Source organism: Campylobacter sp. P0109, assembly GCF_002138755.1.
GTDB lineage: Bacteria > Campylobacterota > Campylobacteria > Campylobacterales > Campylobacteraceae > Campylobacter > Campylobacter devanensis.
This window is the reverse complement of the sequence record NZ_MJKK01000001.1, coordinates 63,661-82,343: the sequence shown is the minus strand read 5'-3', so window position 1 is coordinate 82,343 and position 18,683 is coordinate 63,661. Positions and strand designations below refer to the sequence as shown.

Here is an 18,683-nt window from a genome sequence, read left to right as displayed (position 1 = left end):
TTATAAAATAAAAGTATAGAAAAAGAAAAAATTTGATAAACTTAGCGTATTTTGTATTTAGGTGGAATATGGTAGAAAAATTTTCAAAAATTGGATTTATTCTAGCAATGGCTGGATGTGCTGTAGGTCTAGGCAATGCATGGAAATTTCCTACAATGGTCGGCAATAACGGCGGTTCAGCCTTTATCTTATTATATATTATACTTACTCTTGGAGTAGCTGTAGTGGTCTTTTTAGCAGAGCTTGCAATTGGTAGGCTTGGCGGAACTGACATTGTAAATTCACTCAAAAATCTAGCACCAAAAAATAAACGCGCTTGGGGATTTGCTGGATTTTTTATGCTTACAGCAATTTTAATAGCCTCATTTTATATGATTGTTATTGGTTGGATTTTAAAATATATATTCCTATCATTTGGCACCCTGCCAAGCACGGCACAAGAAGCTGGAGCTATGTTTGGCGGTCTTGTTGAAGGGGATTTTTCAAGTGTATTTATCTGTTTTAGTATAGTCTTTTTAACTGTGTTTTATGTAGTTTCTAAAGGGATTAAAAGTGGAATTGAAAGACTAAATATATGGATGATGCCATCGCTTTTTATCTTGCTTATAGGGCTTTTAGTATATGCCATTTTGGCTAGTGGTAACTTTACTCAAGCTTTAAGCTTTATATTTATCCCTGATTTTAGCAAACTTTTAAATGCTGAGCTAATATTACAAGCCCTAGGCTTGGCATTTTTCTCTATGTCAATGGGTGTTGGGAATGTAGCTACTTATGCTGCTAGTTTATCAGATGATACAAATTTGGTTAAATCTACACTATCAATTGTCTTTATCAATGTATTAATAGGCATTATGATGGGACTTGTGGTATTCTCATTTATACCTATAATTGATAATCAACCCGTTAGTGATGGGCCTGGGCTTATATTTGTATCACTTACATCTTTATTTGCTCAAATGGGAGCAGCTGGAAATATTCTTGCAATTGCATTTTTTACTTCACTGCTTTTTGCGGGGATTACCTCAGCTGTTTCAATGATAGAACCTTTTACTTTATATTTGATAAATAAATTTAAATTAAGTAGAAATAAAGCTATATTTATAATTGGAATATTTGTATATATTTTAGGTATATTTTGTATTTTATCACACTATGAGGTTACAAGTAGCTATTTTAGCATTCCAGCATTAGCTATAAGCAATGAAAAGCCAATAGCGTTTTTTGATATATTAGACTTGCTAACTTCAAATATCTTAATGCCACTTGGTGCTTTGACATTTAGCATTTTTGCTGGATATATTATTAAAAAGGAAGGATTATTCACTATATTTTCAAGTTTTATGTCTAGGAGATGGTTTGAAATTTGGTATTTTACACTCCGCTATGTTGCCCCGCTCGCAATTTTGTCTACTGGGGCTTATAAAATTATAAGTAAAATTTAATAAAAGGAAAAATATGGCAAAGAAATTTATAGATATAATGGATACCACTTTTAGAGATGGTTTCCAGTCTGTATTTGGTGCAAGAGTATTAATGAATGATTTTTTACCTGCTGTAAGTGCAGCTAAAGAAGCTGGAATTAATCACTTTGAATTTGGCGGTGGGGCAAGATTTCAAAGCTTATACTTCTACTTAAACGAAGATGCATTTACAATGATGGATAAATTCAGAGAAGCTGCTGGTAAAGATGCAAACTTACAAACTCTATCTCGTGGCGTAAATACTGTAACTTTAGATACTGGTAGTAGAGAATTAATAGATATGCACGCAAAGTTATTTGCAAAACATGGAACTACAACAATTCGCAACTTTGATGCCCTAAATGATGTTAAAAATTTAGAATATAGCGCCCAAAGAATCAAACATCACGGATTAAAACATGAAGTAGTAGTAACTATGATGGATTTACCTCCAAACTGCGTTGGCGCTCACGATGCTGAATTTTATGAAAAATGTTTAAGAGAAATTCTAGATAGTGGAATTGAATTTGATAGCGTTTGTTTTAAAGATGCAAGCGGTACAAGTAGCCCAGAAAAAGTCTATCAAACAATCAAAATGGCAAGACGCTTACTAGGTGATAATGTGCATCTAAGACTACATACTCACGAAACAGCTGGTGTTAGCATAGCTTGTTATTTAGCGGCTCTTGAGGCTGGTGCAGACGGTATAGATCTAGCTGCTAGTCCAGTAAGTGGTGGAACTAGTCAGCCAGATATTCTTACAATGCTTCACGCTGTAAAAGGTAAAGATTATGATCTAGGTGGATTAGAAGTTGATAAAATTTTAAAATATGAAGATGTATTGCACGATTGCTTAAAAGACTATTTTATGCCACCTGAAGCTACTCAAGTAAGCCCATTAATTCCATTTTCACCAATGCCAGGTGGTGCATTAACAGCTAATACACAAATGATGAGAGATAATAATATCTTAGATAAATTCCCAGCCGTTATCAAAGCTATGAGAGAAGTAGTAGAAAAAGGTGGATATGGAACAAGTGTAACCCCTGTTAGTCAATTCTACTTCCAACAAGCATTTAATAATGTAATGTTTGGCCCATGGAAAAAGATAGCTGAAGGCTATGGTAAAATGGTTTTAGGCTACTTTGGCAAAACTCCTGTAACTCCAAGTGCTGATATTGTAGAACTTGCTGCTAAACAGCTAAATTTAGAGCCTACTACTGCACCAGCTATAGATATTGCAGACCAAGATGAGACAAAATCAATCGCCTATACTAAAGCTATATTAGAAAAAGAAGGTATTGAAGCAACAGAAGAAAATATCTTTATTGCAGCAGCTTGTAAAGAAAAAGGTATCGCATATCTAAAAGGCGAAGGCAAAGTAATGGTACGCAAAAATAGCGATATTATAAAACCAGCTACAAAATCTGGTTCAAATCAATTTAGTGTTACAGTAAATGGCCATAATTATAATGTTGAAGTTGCAGATGGATTTGATAATTTTACTTTAAAATCTATTACTCCTGCTAAAGAATCTAATCAACCAAAAGATGAGCCAAAAGCAGTAAGCTCTACTGGAGCATCAAATGAAATTACAGCTACAATGTCAGCTGGAGTATTTAAAATCCTAGTAAATATTGGCGATAGCGTAAAAGCAGGTCAAACAGTTGTAATTTTAGAAGCAATGAAAATGGAAATTCCAATTGAGGCTGGATGCGATGGAGAGGTTGAGGAAATTCTAATTTCACAAGGCCAAACCGTAGAAGATGGCCAGCTATTAGTCAAGCTAAAATAATCCAAAAGTCGCCAAAATTTGGCGACTTTTACTAAATTATAAAATTTATTATTAAAATTTACAAATCTTTTACAAAATCAAACCAAAGATTAAGCTAAAAAATACTAAAATTGAACATCAAATTTAATTCTATAAAAAGGTAAAAATATGATAAAGGATTTAGATAAGCTAGGCTTAAGTGATATCAAAGAGATTTATCATAATCTAAGCTATGATGAGCTTTTTGCTCATGAGAAAGCAAACAATGAAGGTTATGTCACGGATAATGGAACCTTTAGTGTGGATACTGGAATTTTCACAGGTCGCAGTCCTAAAGATAAGTATTTTGTAAATCAAGATCCAAGTAATAAATATCTAGCATGGGGTAAAGTTAATCAACCTATGACAAAAGAGACATTTGATAAACTCCTTGCTAAAGCAAAATCCCAACTAAGTGGTAAAAATATCTATATCCAAGATGCATATTGTGGCTCTAGCCTAGCAAGTCGCAAAAGCGTAAGATTTGTAACTGAAGTTGCGTGGCAGGCGCACTTTGTCAAAAATATGTTTATCCGCCCAAGCGAGTCTGAACTTGCTAATTTCACTCCTGATTTTGTGGTATATAACGCTTGCAAATGCGTAAATGATGAGTATAAAAAAGATGGATTAAACTCAGAAGTATTCGTAATATTTAATATAGAAGATAATATCGCAGTTATCGGCGGTACATGGTATGGTGGCGAGATGAAAAAAGGAATATTTTCTATGATGAACTACTGGCTACCACTAGAAAACAAACTCTCCATGCACTGCTCGGCAAATGTCGGCAAAGATGGCGATACTGCTCTATTTTTTGGATTAAGCGGAACAGGTAAAACAACTCTATCAACTGACCCAAATAGAGCCCTAATCGGTGATGATGAGCATGGCTGGGATGATGAAGGGGTATTTAACTTTGAAGGTGGATGCTATGCAAAATGTATCAACCTAGATCCTAAAAGCGAACCTGAAATTTACGCCGCTATCAAACGCAATGCACTATTAGAAAATGTATGTATAGATGAAAATGGTATAGTAGATTATAGTGATGACTCAAAAACAGAAAATACTCGTGTAAGCTATCCAATAGAACACATTCCAAATCACGAACCAAGCCTAAAAGCTGGACACCCAAGAAATATTATATTCCTTACAGCTGATGCATTTGGCATACTTCCTCCAGTATCAAAACTTACAAAAGAACAAGCAATGTATTATTTCTTAAGTGGTTACACAGCAAAAGTTGCTGGCACCGAGCGTGGAATTACTGAACCTCAAGCAACATTTTCAGCATGCTTTGGAGAACCATTTATGCCTCTTCATCCAACCGTTTATGCAAGACTATTGGGCGAAAAAATAGACAAACATCAAGTAAATGTCTATCTAGTAAATACCGGCTGGAGCGGTGGTGCGTATGGCGTAGGCAAAAGAATGAGTATCAAAGCTACCCGCGCTTGTATCAACGCTATTTTGGATGGCAGCATACAAAAATGCGAATTTGAAAACTTTGAAAAATTTAATCTAGCTATACCAAAATCACTTGATGGCGTTGAAACTAATCTGCTAAATCCTATCAACACATGGGCTGATAAAAATGAATATATCGCTGCAAGGGATAATCTAGCTAATATGTTTATTAGTAACTTTAAACGTTATGAGGATGTAGCTGAAGGCGTACAATTTGCTAAGGCTGGCCCTATAAACTAACCTACTCCGCCCTATTTTGGGCGGATTCTTCTACTATTTTTATTATTTTATTAAGGATTCTTTTCATGCAAAAAATGTGGCAAGGTAGATTTAGCGAGGCTAGTAGTGAGCTATTAGAAGCTTTTAACGCATCGATTGAATTTGATAAAGAGCTATATGCTCAAGATATTGCTGGTTCAAAAGCTCACGCAAAGATGCTAGGTAAATGCAAAATCATTGAAGATGAGGCTGTAAATAAAATCTTAGAAGGATTAGATCAAGTAAAATCTGAGATAGAAAATGGAGAATTTAAATTCAACATAGCCGATGAAGATATACATATGGCAGTTGAAAAAAGACTTAGCCAAATTATTGGAGCTGAATTTGGCGGTAAATTACATACTGCAAGAAGTAGAAACGATCAAGTAGCTCTTGATTTTAGACTCTTTGTTTTAGAAGCAAATTTAGATCTAGCTAAACTACTTTTAAATCTTATTAAAACTATAAATAGTATCGCTAAAGAACACAAATCTACCCTAATGCCAGGCTTTACGCATCTCCAACACGCTCAACCCGTTAGTCTAGCATATCATTTACTAGCCTATGCGTTTATGTTTAGTAGGGATTATGATAGGCTTATTAGTAGCCACAAACGTAACAATCTAAGCCCACTTGGATCATGTGCAATGGCTGGAACACCACACCCAATTGACCGTGAGATGGTTGCTAATGAATTAGGCTTTAATGGTATTACGCCAAATGCGATGGATAGTGTAAGTGATAGAGATTTTGCATTAGAGTTATTATTTAATCTTAGCGTAGTATTTACTCACACCTCTAGATTGTGCGAAGAATTAATCTTATGGAGTAGCAGTGAGTTTGGATATATTACAATTAGCGATAAATTTAGCACTGGATCAAGCATAATGCCACAGAAAAAAAACCCAGATGTGGCTGAGTTAATTAGAGGTAAGACTGGTAGAATTTATGGTAATTTAATATCTTTACTAACTACTATGAAATCTCTACCACTAGCTTATAATAAAGATATGCAAGAGGATAAAGAGTGTGTATTTGATAGCGTAAAAAATGCCAAGAACTCACTAATTATACTAAATGCGATGATAGAAGAAATTAAATTTAATAAAGAAAATATGTTAAAAGCAACTAAAATTGGACACCTAAGCGCTACTGATTTAGCTGATTATTTGGTCAAGAAAAAGTTTATTCCATTCCGTCAAGCACACTTTATAACTGGTAAATGTGTTGCCTTAGCTGAAAGTCTTGGCAAAGATTTAAGCGAGTTAAGTCTAAATGAGTTACAAAGTGTAGAGCCTAATATTAGTACCGATGTTTTAGAACTTTTAACGCTAGAAAGTTCTAAAGAGGCTAGAAAAAGCCTTGGAGGAACAAGTGATTATAGTGTAGATATCCAGCTTGAGCTAATTGATAAATTTATAAAATCACAAGAATTATAACAACTTTGCTACGCCCTATTTTGCTACAAAATATCTTTTTATCAAATTTTATCATCATGGGCGTAGTATAATAATCTTTTAATTTGCAATATTATGACGTTAAATTATAATTTCAACTAAAGCTTTTTATTAAAAATTTAATAATTTAAAATATAAACTTAAACCAAAAAAAAATAAATATGGTAAAAAATTAGTTAAATTTTATATAATTTTAATTAATTTTTTCACAAAAATACTAAAAATTTGATATAATAAAGTTATTTTACTTTAAGGAGAGTTAATGAAAGCGTTAGCTATAATTGCAATTAGTGCAAGTATGATGTGGGCAGCCATAAATATTAATACAGCTAGTAAAAATGAGCTAATGGAGCTTCCAGGTATTGGCGAAAGCAAGGCCGAAGCAATTATATCATACAGACAAAAAAGCAAATTTAATAGTATTGATGAGATTAAAAATGTCTCTGGAATAGGTGATAAAATTTACGAAAATATCAAAATAGATCTAATTACAAGTGGTGCAACTGATACAACAAATCTAAAAAGTCTAAACAAAGAAAATAAAAAACCAACTAAAAAAGACAACAACAAAGTCAACAAAGATAATAATTTAACAAAAAAATAGTTAAATTTAACATAGTTGTAGTGATTTTGACTACTTTTGTATCCAAATTTTAGCTAAAATAAAAAAATTAACAAATTTTAGCTAAAATTTGCTTTTATGCCTTGACAAATAGAAATATTTTTTGTATAATTCAACTTCATTTTTTAAGTGTCTTGTTAGCTCAGCCGGTAGAGCATCTCCCTTTTAAGGAGGTGGCCGTTGGTTCGAATCCAACACAGGACACCACTTTGGTCGCTTAGCTCAGTTGGTAGAGCGCCACCCTTACAAGGTGGATGTCATAAGTTCGAGTCTTATAGCGACCACCATTTATTCTTAAATTTAGGTGCGGCGGTAGTTCAGCTGGTTAGAATATCGGCCTGTCACGCCGGAGGTCGCGGGTTCGAGCCCCGTCCGCCGCGCCATTCGTGTCTTGTTAGCTCAGCCGGTAGAGCATCTCCCTTTTAAGGAGGTGGCCGTTGGTTCGAATCCAACACAGGACACCACTTTTTATTAGACCCTTTCGTCTAGTCGGCCCAGGACATTGCATTCTCTGTGCAAAAACGCCAGTTCAAATCTTGCAAGGGTCGCCATTGCAAGGTCGCTTAGCTCAGTTGGTAGAGCGCCACCCTTACAAGGTGGATGTCATAAGTTCGAGTCTTATAGCGACCACCATTTATTCTTAAATTTAGGTGCGGCGGTAGTTCAGCTGGTTAGAATATCGGCCTGTCACGCCGGAGGTCGCGGGTTCGAGCCCCGTCCGCCGCGCCATCTTTTTCATTCAAAATTTAAAATGTCTTGGTTATTTTAATAAGTTATTTGTTATATAAATTTTAAATGATAATCTTTTTACTCTAACCTATCAAATTAATCATTACTACAAAAATATTATTGATTTAACAATTATAGTGATCTTTAATAAATATTAATTTACAAAATTTAAGCTCTATTTATTTAATTAGTATTTTATAGTATTAAATTTGCAATTACTGTTGATTTAAAAAGTAAATTAATATAAATTGCCATACTTATTACAGTTGCTAATAATACTTATATAAAGCCTATTTTTAACAACTAAATTTGTTATAATGTACAATATTTTAAAATCTATTATATGAAATTTATAAAAATCATTTTAATTTTCTGCATAAATGTCTAAAAATTGCATTCTCAAATTCCAATTTTATAAATGCTTAATACGCTTTTAGATATAATCTATCCCAATAATTTTCAAGGAAACTCATGAAGGAAGTGATACTAGTAGGCCGTCCAAATGTCGGCAAAAGCTCGCTTTTTAATCGTCTAGCAAAGCAAAGAATTGCCATAACTAGCGATGTTAGCGGCACTACCAGAGATACAAATAAAACTCAAATTCAAATCGATGATAAAAGCTGTATACTCATAGATAGCGGTGGAATAGATGATAGTAATGAGCTTTTTATCAATGTCAAAAACAATACTCTAAATGCTGCAAAATGTGCTGATATAATAATATTTATGGTAGATGGAAAGATGCTACCAGATGATGCAGATAAAAAATTATTTTATAGTTTATTAAAGCTAAATAAGCCAATAGCGCTAGTAATAAATAAAGTAGATAGCAAAAAAGATGAAGAGCGTAGTTGGGAATTTAATGAATTTGGTGCTAGTGTAGTATTTAATATCTCTGTAAGCCACGCTAGTGGAGTTGATGAGCTGTGCGAGTGGATTTACAAGCAGCTACCACAAGCAAATTTAAAATCCGATACTGATGATTTTGATGAGTTTTTAGAAGATTTTAATGAACAAGGTGAACTAGACCTTGATAATAAAGCCATAGATTATGAAAATAAAAACATCAAAGTCGGTATCGTAGGTCGTGTAAATGTAGGCAAATCAAGCCTATTAAACGCACTTGTCAAAGATGATCGCTCAGTAGTTAGTAGTATTGCTGGCACAACAATTGATCCAGTAAATGAGAGCTTTGTGTATAATGATAGAGTTTTTGAGTTTGTCGATACTGCTGGCGTTAGAAAGCGTGGCAAGATAGAAGGTATAGAAAAATACGCTCTAAATCGCACTCAAAAGATTTTAGAAGTAGCAGATATAGCGCTATTAGTTTTAGATGCTAGTGAGCCATTTACTGAGCTTGATGAGAGAATAGCTGGATTAGTTGGCAAATTTGAGCTTGGCGTAATCATTGTACTAAATAAATGGGATAAGGATCATGATGAGTTTGATAAGGTAGCCTTTGAGATTAGAGATAGATTTAAATTCCTAGCCTACGCTCCAATTATAAGCGTTTCAGCCCTTGGTGGCAAAAGAATCCACAAGCTCTACCCTTTAATCCAAGAGATATATCAAAACTACACACAAAGGATTAAAACCTCTGAACTAAACGCATTAATAGAAGAGGCTGTGCGAACTCACCCGATTCCTAGAGATCATGGTAAGATTGTCAAGATTTTTTATGCGGCTCAATTTGGGTTTGCGCCTCCTAAAATTGCATTGGTAATGAATAAACCAAGATCTTTACACTTTAGTTATAAGCGATACTTGTTAAATAAGCTTAGAGAGAGATTTAATCTAAATGGGACTCCAGTAGTTCTAATACCAAAAAATAAGGGTAAAAGTGAGACAGACATATAAAAATATAATATTAATAGGATTTATGGGTGTTGGCAAAGGTAGCGTAGCTAGAGTTTTAGCACGCAAAATGGGAGTTTTTGCTATTGATGGAGATGATTTAATAGAGAGCTTTGCTAATAAAAAAATTAAAAAAATTTTTGAAGAAGATGGTGAGGCTGAGTTTAGAAAGATAGAGAAAAATTTAGCTAAATTTCTAGAAAAATCGGTAAATGGAGTAGTAATTTCTACTGGTGGTGGATTTTATAAGGTTAAAAATTTAAATAAAATAGGCACGGTAATCTACCTAAAATCAAGTTTTGATAAGATAATGGAGCGTATTTTAAATGCTCCAAATGCAGATAAAAAACTAGCCAAAAGACCACTTCTAAGCGACTTAAATAGAGCCAAAGCCTTGCATAAAGAGCGCGATGAAGCATATGCTAAAAAAGCTGATCTTATCATAAATGTAGAGGATAAAACTCCACAGCAAGTAGCTGCTAAAATCGTTAAACTACTAAATCGCAAACATCTAAAAGGATAAAATTTGAGAATTCTAACAGGACTTCAGCCCTCTGGCAAACTTCATCTAGGCAACTACTTTGCTAGCATTAAACCTATGATTGAAAAACAAAATAATAGCGATGATGAGATGTTTATATTTGTAGCTAATTACCACGCAATGACATCTCTAAGCGATGCAAAAAGCCTAAAAGCCAATACATTAGAAGCTGCGGCTGCCTTTTTATCTTTAGGGATAGATCCGCAGCGTTCTACATTTTGGGTGCAAAGTGATATCAAAGATGTATTAGAGCTTTACTGGATACTATCTCAGCTTACTCCAATGGGATTGGTAGAGAGAGCACACGCATATAAAGATAAGGTTGCCAAAGGATTAGAGGCTCATCACGGGCTGTTTAGTTATCCAGTGTTAATGGCTGCTGATATATTATTATTTAATGCTCAAAAAGTTCCAGTAGGTAAAGATCAAATTCAGCATGTAGAGATAGCTAGAGATTTAGCGCTTAAATTCAATAACGCTTATGGGGAAATTTTTACTCTACCTGAAGCACAAGTTGCTCAAAATGTAGCTACCGTACCAGGTACAGATGGAGCTAAAATGAGTAAAAGCTATAAAAATACAATTGATATATTCAGCGATGCTAAAACACTAAAAAAACAGTGTAGCTCAATTGTAACTGATAGTACTCCTTTAGAAGAGCCAAAAGATTGGCAAAACTGCAATATTTACGCAATTGCCAAACTATTTTTAAATGAACAAGAACAAGCAAATTTACAAGATAGATATAGTAAAGGCGGTGAAGGTTATGGCCATTTTAAAATGTATTTAAATGAGCTTACATGGAACTATTTTGCCCCTGCTAGAGAGAAATTTCAATACTATATGAATAATCAAAATGAGATTATAGATATACTACATCACGGTGCTAAAAAGGCCAAAAAAACATCTAATGAGATTATGGCAAAAGTTAGAGATGCTGTGGGAATTTACTAAGGAAAAAATATGATAAATTTAAGATTAATCGAGACAAATTATGATGAATTAAATGCCAAATTAAAAGCCAAAAAAGTAGATGATGGGGTGCTAGCTAAACTTTTAGAAGCTTACAATAACCTTAAATCCAAAAGGCTTGAGCTAGAAAATATCCAAGCCATACAAAATGCAAAAAGCAAGGAATTAGGCATAAAAGCTAAAAATAAAGAGGATATAAGCGAGTTAAAATCAGAGCTAGATGCTAACAAAAAAGAGCTTCAATCACTCTTAGGTATAGTAGGTGAGCTAGAATTAAATTTAGAAAAAATAGCCAAAAGTGTGCCAAATATCATTGATGATGATGTCCCATTAGGTAAGGATGAAGATGATAATGTCTGTATATTGAGCGTTTTGAGTCCTAGGGAATTTGACTTTAAGCCAAAAGAGCATCATGAGCTAGGCGAAGCGCTTGGTTGGCTAGATTTTGCTACTGGGGCTAAGATATCAGGGAGTAGATTTACAATTCTTAGGGGTGATGGGGCTAGGTTATCAAGGGCTCTTGTGAATTTCATGATTGATTTTAATATGAGCCGTGGATTTGAGCTTGTTAATGTGCCGTTTTTGGTAAGTTCTAATACCCTTTATGGCACAGGCCAACTACCTAAATTTGCCGATGATTTATATAAGGTAGATGGAGAGGATCTATATCTTATCCCTACTAGTGAGGTACCAGTAACTAATATCTATAATGATGAGATTATCCCTGCTGAAAAATTGCCTATTAAGATGACTTGCTACTCATCTTGCTTTAGGCAAGAGGCCGGAAGTGCAGGTCGTGATACTAGGGGAATGATAAGACAGCATCAATTTGAAAAAGTAGAGCTAGTAGCAATCACCAAAGCTGATCAAAGCGAAGCTATGCTAGATGAGATGGTAAGCTGTGCTAGTGATATGCTAAGCGCTCTTGGTTTGCCACACCGCCATATGATGTTGTGTAGTGGGGATTTGGGTTTTAGTGCGGCTAAGACAATTGATTTAGAAGTTTGGCTACCAGGTCAGGGTAAATATAGAGAGATTAGCTCTATTTCAAATACTCGTGATTTTCAAGCTAGACGAGCCAAAATCAGATATAAAGATGATAAGAAAAATATCTTAGCACATACGCTAAATGGCTCTAGCTTAGCAGTTGGTAGGACGCTAATTGCTATAATGGAGAATTATCAAAATAGCGATGGTAGCATAACAATTCCAGAAGTGCTCAAAAAATATTTCTAATAGGAATTTAAATGGCAGATGAGTTAAAAGAACAACAAGAAGTAGTAATCCAAGAAAAAGACCCAAATGAAGATATAATTCCAATAGAGTCTTCTGATGAGAGAGTCAAGGAGCAAAAGCAAGAGACAAAGGAGGAGACACCTCAAGAGTCTGAGGGGGCTAAATCTAAATTTAAACTAACCAAAAAGCTTTTAATGCTAATTGGCGCTAGCATTTTAATTTTTATTTTACTCATTACTGCTTTAATTGTGGCATTTTCTGGCTCAGATGAACCAGAATCACAAGTTATAGAGTTAGAAGAGCCAAAACTTATCACACCGCCAACCATAACTCAAAAATTCCAAAGCTCAAAAATAGATAGTATGTTAATTAAAGCTAACAAACTCTACGAGAGCGGGAACAAAGCCGAAGCTCTAAAAATATATGAAAATATTGCTGTTTATAACGAATCTCTATCAAACTACAACTTAGGCGTATCAAAGATGAATCAAGGGCTATTTAAAGATGCGATTAATTCATTTAAAGATGCTATTGCTAATAATGAAAATATAGCCGTAAGTGCTATAAATTTAGCCGTTTGCGCACTAGAAATTAATGATGAAAGGCTTTTTGAATACTATATTGATTTAGCTAATGCCTTTATAAATAGAGATAGTGATGTCAATTTATATGAGTTTTATAATGCCCTTGTAAACTACTATAGAGGCTACTATATAGAAGCTTTACATGCTTTAGATTTATCAAATTCAAAATACTATACCAGCCAAAAAGAGTATCTTAGATCAAAAATCCTAAGCTACCTTCACGAAGATCAAGAGGCTATTCAAGCTATTAAAGCAGTTGAAGATTATGATATTAGCCTGCCTCTTGGACTTCTTCATGCACGACTTGGAGAGTATAAAGAGGCTAAAAAGTATCTAAATAAAGCGCTAGTTGATGAAAAAAATGCTCCATCAACATATCTAGCCATATCGCTAATTGATTTAAAAACAGGAGAATTTGGCTCAGCAGCTAAAACTTTAAAAATGTTAAATGATTTTAACTCCACTTTTGTACGTGATACATATCCTATTAAGACAGTTTTAAATCCAGAGCTTTTTGATATAAATTTAGCCCAAAATAACTATGATTTAACTAAATTTTTTGACCAAAATAGCCTTTATCAAATTCTATTTTATTTCACTCCATACAAGGCCTTTAATCCTAAGCAAACAATCGAATATATAAGAAAAGGTGGCCTGAGCCTATTTGTTGATGAAAGTAGTATAGCTGATGAGTATCTAGAGACTAGTGGTATAGTATCTAAAGCTAATGTAATGCTATCTCAAGCAATTTTTAAAGCGCTAAATAATAAACTAAGAGAAGCTAATAGCGACTTTTTAGAGATTACAAAACTATATCCAAACCACTCAATTGTTCAGTTTAACCTAGCTCTTACATTTGCTCAGTTAGGTGATTTTGCCCAAGCATATAAGCACTTTGTAACTAGCTATCACCTAGATCCATCTAACTACATAGCTGGCGCATACGCTATAATGGCTGCTAAAATGATAGGCAGAGATGCTAAGCGCCTTACAAAAGAAGTAATGGATACAATGGATACAGATACAAATCTAGACCAAGATAATATCTATAAAGCAATGATTCAGCTAACCCAAGGAAATCAAGGCGCACTAAATGATTGGCTAGATAAAAACTATAATGAAAGCGTGTTAAATATCGTATTTAACATTATATGTGCCTATATTACAGATAGAAATGATATCGTAATCTTAGCTACTGATAAGCTAAACCAAAAGCTACCAAACGATGTACTAACTAACATAATCTACTCAGTTACTCGTTTTGATGTAAAAAATATCAAAAACTACGCTAAAGATATCCAGGTTAAATTCCTAACAACCAAACTAGATAAAGGTACTCTCTATGGCGGTGCAACCATTATCAAAACTGAATATATTAAACTTTTACAAATCGCAGGATTGCTAAATATAGAGCGTGAAAGTATTATTAAAGACTTAAAAATCTCATCTGATAATACTAAGGATATTTTACACACATTAGCATATTTAAGTCTATTTACAGGACACTATGAAGAGGCCTATACTATCTATAATGAGCTAGTAAATACTGAAAAAGAAGAGGATGCAAACACGCTATTTTTAGCCAGCGTTGCAAGTATTGGGGCAAATCATCCTGATAGTGCCATCGCTTATCTTGAACTTGCTAAACTTACTAACCCAACCTATAGCGAGGCTAGGCTAGCACTTGGATTTTTATATCAAGAAGTTGGAAATATTGACGCAGCCATCACACAGTATAGTGGATTAGGTGATAGCAAATATCAAAGCCAATTTTTCACCTTTAGGCTAGAGTAGTTATCTAATCTGGCCTTGACCTCTAATAATATATTTGTAAGTCGTTAGTTCATCTACGCCTACAGGACCACGAGCATGCATTTTACAAGTGCTAATACCAACCTCTGCGCCAAAGCCAAACTCTCCCCCATCGCTAAATCTAGTTGAGGCATTTGCATAGACGCACGCACTATCAACACGACTTAAAAATTCCTCACAAGCAGCATAATCATCGCTTATAATCGCTTCACTATGTCCGCTACTATATTCATCAATATGATCTAGCGCCTCATACAAACTACCTACAATTTTTAAATTCAGCTCAAAATCTAAATACTCATTATAATAGCTTTTGTCTGTAGCTTCAAAGCAATTTATTATATTAACACTCTTTTGACAGCCGTGAATTTTTACACTAAATTTATCAAGTCTAGCTTTTAATAGTGGCAAGAAATCAGCAGCAATACTCTCATCAACTAGCACACACTCAGCAGCATTGCAAACACCTGGACGAGAGCATTTGGCATTTACGCAGATATCTAATGCTTTTTGAATATTTGCAGCCTTATGAACATAGATATGACAGACTCCCTTATCATGCTTTAATACAGGTATAGAGGAGTTAGCACTTACAAATTTTACCAGCCCCTCCCCTCCTCTAGGAACTACTAAATCTATATATCTATCCATTCTAATAAACTCTAGTACCTCATCTCTGCTAATATCAAAATACTCTATACAGCCACCATACTCACCTAGGCTATTTTTGATTATACTTGCAAGGGCTAAATTTGAGTTTATAGCCTCTTTGCCACCCTTTAATGCACAGCCATTAGCACTTTTAATAGCAAGAGCAGCTACTTCGGCTGTGACATTTGGTCTAGATTCGTATATCATAGCAATCACGCCAAGTGGAACGCTAATCTTTTCTATCTTTAATCCGCTTTTAGCACTCCAGCCATCGTGAATTTTACCAATTGGATCTTTTAACATTGCTATATCTCTAATCCCATCTGCAAGAGACTTTATACGCACTTCATCTAGTTTTAATCTATCTTGCAAAGCTGGACTTAAATCCTTAGCATTTTGTAAATCTATTGCGTTAGCCTCTATAATTTTAGCTATATTATTCTCTATTGCATCAGCTATTTTTTGTATTAAATTTGCTCTTTGGTTTTGATTTAAAATTTGTAATTTTTTAGTAGCTTTTTTTAACTCTTTTAGTCTATTTTCCATATTTTACTCGCTTAATTTTTAGCTATTATATTAGCAAGTTTTTATTAAATTTACCCTTTTATGCGTTCTAAAAATTTTTGTAAATTACCGCTTTGACCTATGCGATATAAAGCAAAATCATATTTAATTGGATCATTTGGATCAAATAGAGTTAAATTATCAGTAATCTGCTTAGCTGCTTTATAATCATAGCTTTTGCGGCTACATAGACCAATTGCTTGAGCTACTTTGTGAGTGTGTGTATCAAGCGGTAAGATTAAATTTGATTTACTAATATTTTTAAATAATCCAAGATCAATATCACTATCTCTTACCATCCATCTAAGCCACATATTATAGCGTTTATATGGGCTTTTAGGTTCAGTTTTAAACTCTTTACCAAAGAAAAACTCATACCCACTTGAGCGGTACTCATTAAGCTTATAAATTTCATTAATAAGCATATTTATACCATAAATAATAGCACTATCTTGAGAACCTTTTTGTATTATATTTTCTAAATCTAACTCCCTTTTAGCTCTTGCCATCGTTACAAAAATTTGCGCCACATCTAAGCTATTTTGAAATCTATAGATATATTTTTTCTCCAAAGTAATATCTAAAATATCCTTATCGCTTAAACTTAAAATATTAAAATCCAATCCACTTAAAAACTTCACAATTGCCCTAGCATTACCATAAGCAAAAAGCGCACAAATAAGCGTTATTACTGGATCGGTTTTAAATTTAGTAGCGATTTGAAGTGGATCAGCAGCACTATAAAGGCCATTTGTAGTATTTGCCCTAGAGAGTTCATCATCTAGGGCGAGTTTTAGTCTATTCATTATTGTTTTGTAGATAGGAGCGTATTTAACATCTGATCGACTGTAGTTATAATCTTTGCTGCTGCGCCATAGCTACTTTGAAAACGAATTAAATTTGATAACTCTTCATCAATATTTACCCCGCTAATGCTTTGATGCTCAGCATATACACTAGCATATAGAGATTGATTAGTTGAGTTTAGTGCTATTACTGATTCAGTTCTACCAGCGATATCTGATGTTAAGTAACGATAATATCCGCTGATTGTTTCATTTTTTATACTGCCATCTTTATTGATAAAATCTACTTGTTTAGTTTGTAGCAATACCATCTCATTTGCCATAGTATTATCGCCATCTATTGGAGCTTTGCTACCTTGTATTTTAGAACTATCAGCTCTTAGACTTTGTTCAACTTGCATATTTGATGCTTTAGTTCCTTCAAAGAACTGACTCATACCAAAAACACCAGCAAAATTTGTCCCATTATCTTCAATTGAGATTGTATATTCGCCCTCAGCACCTTTTGGAATAAAGCCTAGTTTTCCCATTCCTATTTTTGGATCAAATGTATAAATCGCCTCAAAATAATCATCTAAATCATCATTTGTATTATTATTGCCATTACCATCGACATTTGAATTAAACTGCGAAACGATTGATGTTCCTTGTGTTGTATCATTCATAGTAGTTGATGCATCGATATTTATAGATTTTCTAGCGACCTCTTTGCCTGAAGCATTATAGACAACTACATCAAAGCTCCCACTTTGTATATATGAGCTATAGTTTTGTAGCGTCATATCCTTATCCATATTTTTTAAATCTATACTATGCATCTTATCTTGAGCTGATAACGCATAGATATTATTAGTATGAACAATCATAGTTTGAGCAAATGTATCAAGGTTATTTCTAAAATCAGTAATAGTTCCATCCATAAATTCACCATGCTCATCTACATTTCTACCACGCAAATCAAGCATAGCACCTAGTTTGCCATTAGTGATTTTATTACTCATTTCTACTCTAGTTTCATCATTTAACTCATAGTATATAGTAGCAAATCCATCTTTAGAAGCCTGCGTATCTAGCTTTAATGGGTGAAAATTTACCCCTTCAACAAGCGTTATACCATCAATTGCTAGAGTATAATCTTTGCCTTGGTCAGTCATTGCACCACCATATCTACTATCAGACATAATATCATTTTTAAATGTTGAGATATTAACTAAATTTGCCATTGTAGATTCTAGCTGGTCTCTTTTATCTCTTAGATCATTAGCATTAACTGAGCCACTTTTACCCTCAACTGATTGAATTTGCCTATTTATATCTGCTATTTGCTGACCTAAGCGATTTATCTCCTCTACTGCTATTACGATATCATCATTTATACTTTTATGTATAGTCTGTAGCTGAAGCGCAGTATCATTTACTCTATGAGTTAGCGTATTTGTAATATTTAGCAAATTTTCTTTTTGACTAGATTCATATGAGTGAGAAGCAAAATTATTCCACGCTTGATAGTAGTTTTGGATATCATTTAGTAACCCTGTATCTTGCAAATCTGGAAATCTTTGAGTAATCTCTTTTAAAATATCCTCTTTATAAGATGTACACTCTTTATTTGATGATGCAGTTTTTAGTTTAGTAAAGGTAAATTCATCATGAATCCTTACAATCGTATCAACTCTAGTTCCAAGCCCAATATCGCCAGGAGTTGCATGAAGCGGATTAGCAGCTGATTGAACCACCCTTTGGCGAGTATAGTAATCACTATTTACATTGGTGATATTTTGCCCTGTTACTTGAATTTGAATTTGAGCTGCATTTAGACCGCTCACGCCTGTGTATAAAGAATCAAAAATTCCCATA

At 34.0% G+C, this 18,683-nt stretch carries 13 protein-coding genes and 7 tRNA genes; 17 read left to right on the top strand and 3 right to left on the bottom strand.

Annotated features, from left to right (window positions below):
• Nucleotides 1–68 precede the first annotated feature (68 nt).
• The 17 genes from CIGNP109_RS00425 (at nucleotide 69) to CIGNP109_RS00345 (ending at nucleotide 14,787) form a co-directional block, all read left to right on the top strand.
• A complete protein-coding gene (locus tag CIGNP109_RS00425; protein ID WP_086227777.1) occupies nucleotides 69–1,442 on the top strand; it encodes a sodium-dependent transporter in 1,374 nt (457 codons plus the stop codon).
• Between the two features lie 13 nt (nucleotides 1,443–1,455).
• Nucleotides 1,456–3,255, top strand: coding sequence for a biotin/lipoyl-containing protein (locus tag CIGNP109_RS00420; RefSeq protein WP_086227776.1), 1,800 nt, complete (start codon nucleotides 1,456–1,458; stop codon nucleotides 3,253–3,255).
• Between the two features lie 150 nt (nucleotides 3,256–3,405).
• Entirely contained in the window at nucleotides 3,406–4,980 is a 1,575-nt protein-coding gene (pckA, locus tag CIGNP109_RS00415) for a phosphoenolpyruvate carboxykinase (ATP) (RefSeq protein WP_086228100.1), read from the top strand.
• A 65-nt stretch (nucleotides 4,981–5,045) separates the two neighbouring features.
• A complete protein-coding gene (argH, locus tag CIGNP109_RS00410) occupies nucleotides 5,046–6,437 on the top strand; it encodes an argininosuccinate lyase (protein ID WP_086227775.1) in 1,392 nt (463 codons plus the stop codon).
• Nucleotides 6,438–6,717: 280 nt separating this feature from the next.
• Nucleotides 6,718–7,059 carry a helix-hairpin-helix domain-containing protein gene (locus CIGNP109_RS00405; RefSeq protein WP_179187519.1) on the top strand — a complete coding sequence of 114 codons (342 nt, stop codon included), beginning with the start codon at nucleotides 6,718–6,720 and terminating at the stop codon, nucleotides 7,057–7,059.
• A 149-nt stretch (nucleotides 7,060–7,208) separates the two neighbouring features.
• Nucleotides 7,209–7,284, top strand: a tRNA-Lys gene (locus tag CIGNP109_RS00400).
• 4 nt (nucleotides 7,285–7,288) lie between these two features.
• Nucleotides 7,289–7,364 (top strand) — tRNA-Val (locus CIGNP109_RS00395).
• A gap of 19 nt (nucleotides 7,365–7,383) precedes the next feature.
• Nucleotides 7,384–7,460, top strand: a tRNA-Asp gene (locus CIGNP109_RS00390).
• A gap of 5 nt (nucleotides 7,461–7,465) precedes the next feature.
• A tRNA-Lys gene (locus tag CIGNP109_RS00385) sits at nucleotides 7,466–7,541 on the top strand.
• 10 nt (nucleotides 7,542–7,551) lie between these two features.
• Nucleotides 7,552–7,628 (top strand) — tRNA-Glu (locus CIGNP109_RS00380).
• Between the two features lie 6 nt (nucleotides 7,629–7,634).
• Nucleotides 7,635–7,710, top strand: a tRNA-Val gene (locus CIGNP109_RS00375).
• 19 nt (nucleotides 7,711–7,729) lie between these two features.
• A tRNA-Asp gene (locus CIGNP109_RS00370) sits at nucleotides 7,730–7,806 on the top strand.
• A gap of 471 nt (nucleotides 7,807–8,277) precedes the next feature.
• Nucleotides 8,278–9,663, top strand: coding sequence for a ribosome biogenesis GTPase Der (gene der / locus CIGNP109_RS00365; RefSeq protein ID WP_086227774.1), 1,386 nt, complete (start codon nucleotides 8,278–8,280; stop codon nucleotides 9,661–9,663).
• The gene (locus CIGNP109_RS00360; protein ID WP_086251366.1) at nucleotides 9,647–10,183 is read left to right on the top strand and encodes a shikimate kinase; all 537 of its coding nucleotides are present in this window, start codon (nucleotides 9,647–9,649) and stop codon (nucleotides 10,181–10,183) included. Before der ends, CIGNP109_RS00360 begins: the two co-directional genes overlap by 17 nt.
• 3 nt (nucleotides 10,184–10,186) lie before the next feature.
• On the top strand, nucleotides 10,187–11,155 hold the full coding sequence (gene trpS, locus CIGNP109_RS00355) for a tryptophan--tRNA ligase (RefSeq protein ID WP_086227773.1): 969 nt from the start codon (nucleotides 10,187–10,189) through the stop codon (nucleotides 11,153–11,155).
• 9 nt (nucleotides 11,156–11,164) lie between these two features.
• Nucleotides 11,165–12,409: a serine--tRNA ligase gene (serS, locus tag CIGNP109_RS00350; protein ID WP_086226510.1), complete on the top strand. Its 1,245-nt coding sequence runs from the start codon at nucleotides 11,165–11,167 to the stop codon at nucleotides 12,407–12,409.
• Between the two features lie 11 nt (nucleotides 12,410–12,420).
• Nucleotides 12,421–14,787: a tetratricopeptide repeat protein gene (locus CIGNP109_RS00345; RefSeq protein WP_086227772.1), complete on the top strand. Its 2,367-nt coding sequence runs from the start codon at nucleotides 12,421–12,423 to the stop codon at nucleotides 14,785–14,787.
• Here CIGNP109_RS00345 and CIGNP109_RS00340 read toward each other — a convergent pair whose 3' ends face one another.
• The 3 genes from CIGNP109_RS00340 to flgK are packed head-to-tail and all read right to left on the bottom strand — an operon-like array spanning nucleotide 14,788 to nucleotide 18,682.
• Nucleotides 14,788–16,002, bottom strand: a complete 1,215-nt coding sequence (locus CIGNP109_RS00340; RefSeq protein ID WP_086226512.1) for a glutamate-5-semialdehyde dehydrogenase — start codon at nucleotides 16,000–16,002, stop codon at nucleotides 14,788–14,790.
• A gap of 50 nt (nucleotides 16,003–16,052) precedes the next feature.
• A complete protein-coding gene (locus tag CIGNP109_RS00335) occupies nucleotides 16,053–16,826 on the bottom strand; it encodes a TIGR02757 family protein (RefSeq protein ID WP_086227771.1) in 774 nt (257 codons plus the stop codon).
• A complete protein-coding gene (flgK, locus tag CIGNP109_RS00330) occupies nucleotides 16,826–18,682 on the bottom strand; it encodes a flagellar hook-associated protein FlgK (RefSeq protein ID WP_086227770.1) in 1,857 nt (618 codons plus the stop codon). The genes CIGNP109_RS00335 and flgK overlap by 1 nt, the downstream gene beginning before the upstream one ends.
• Nucleotide 18,683 lies beyond the last annotated feature (1 nt).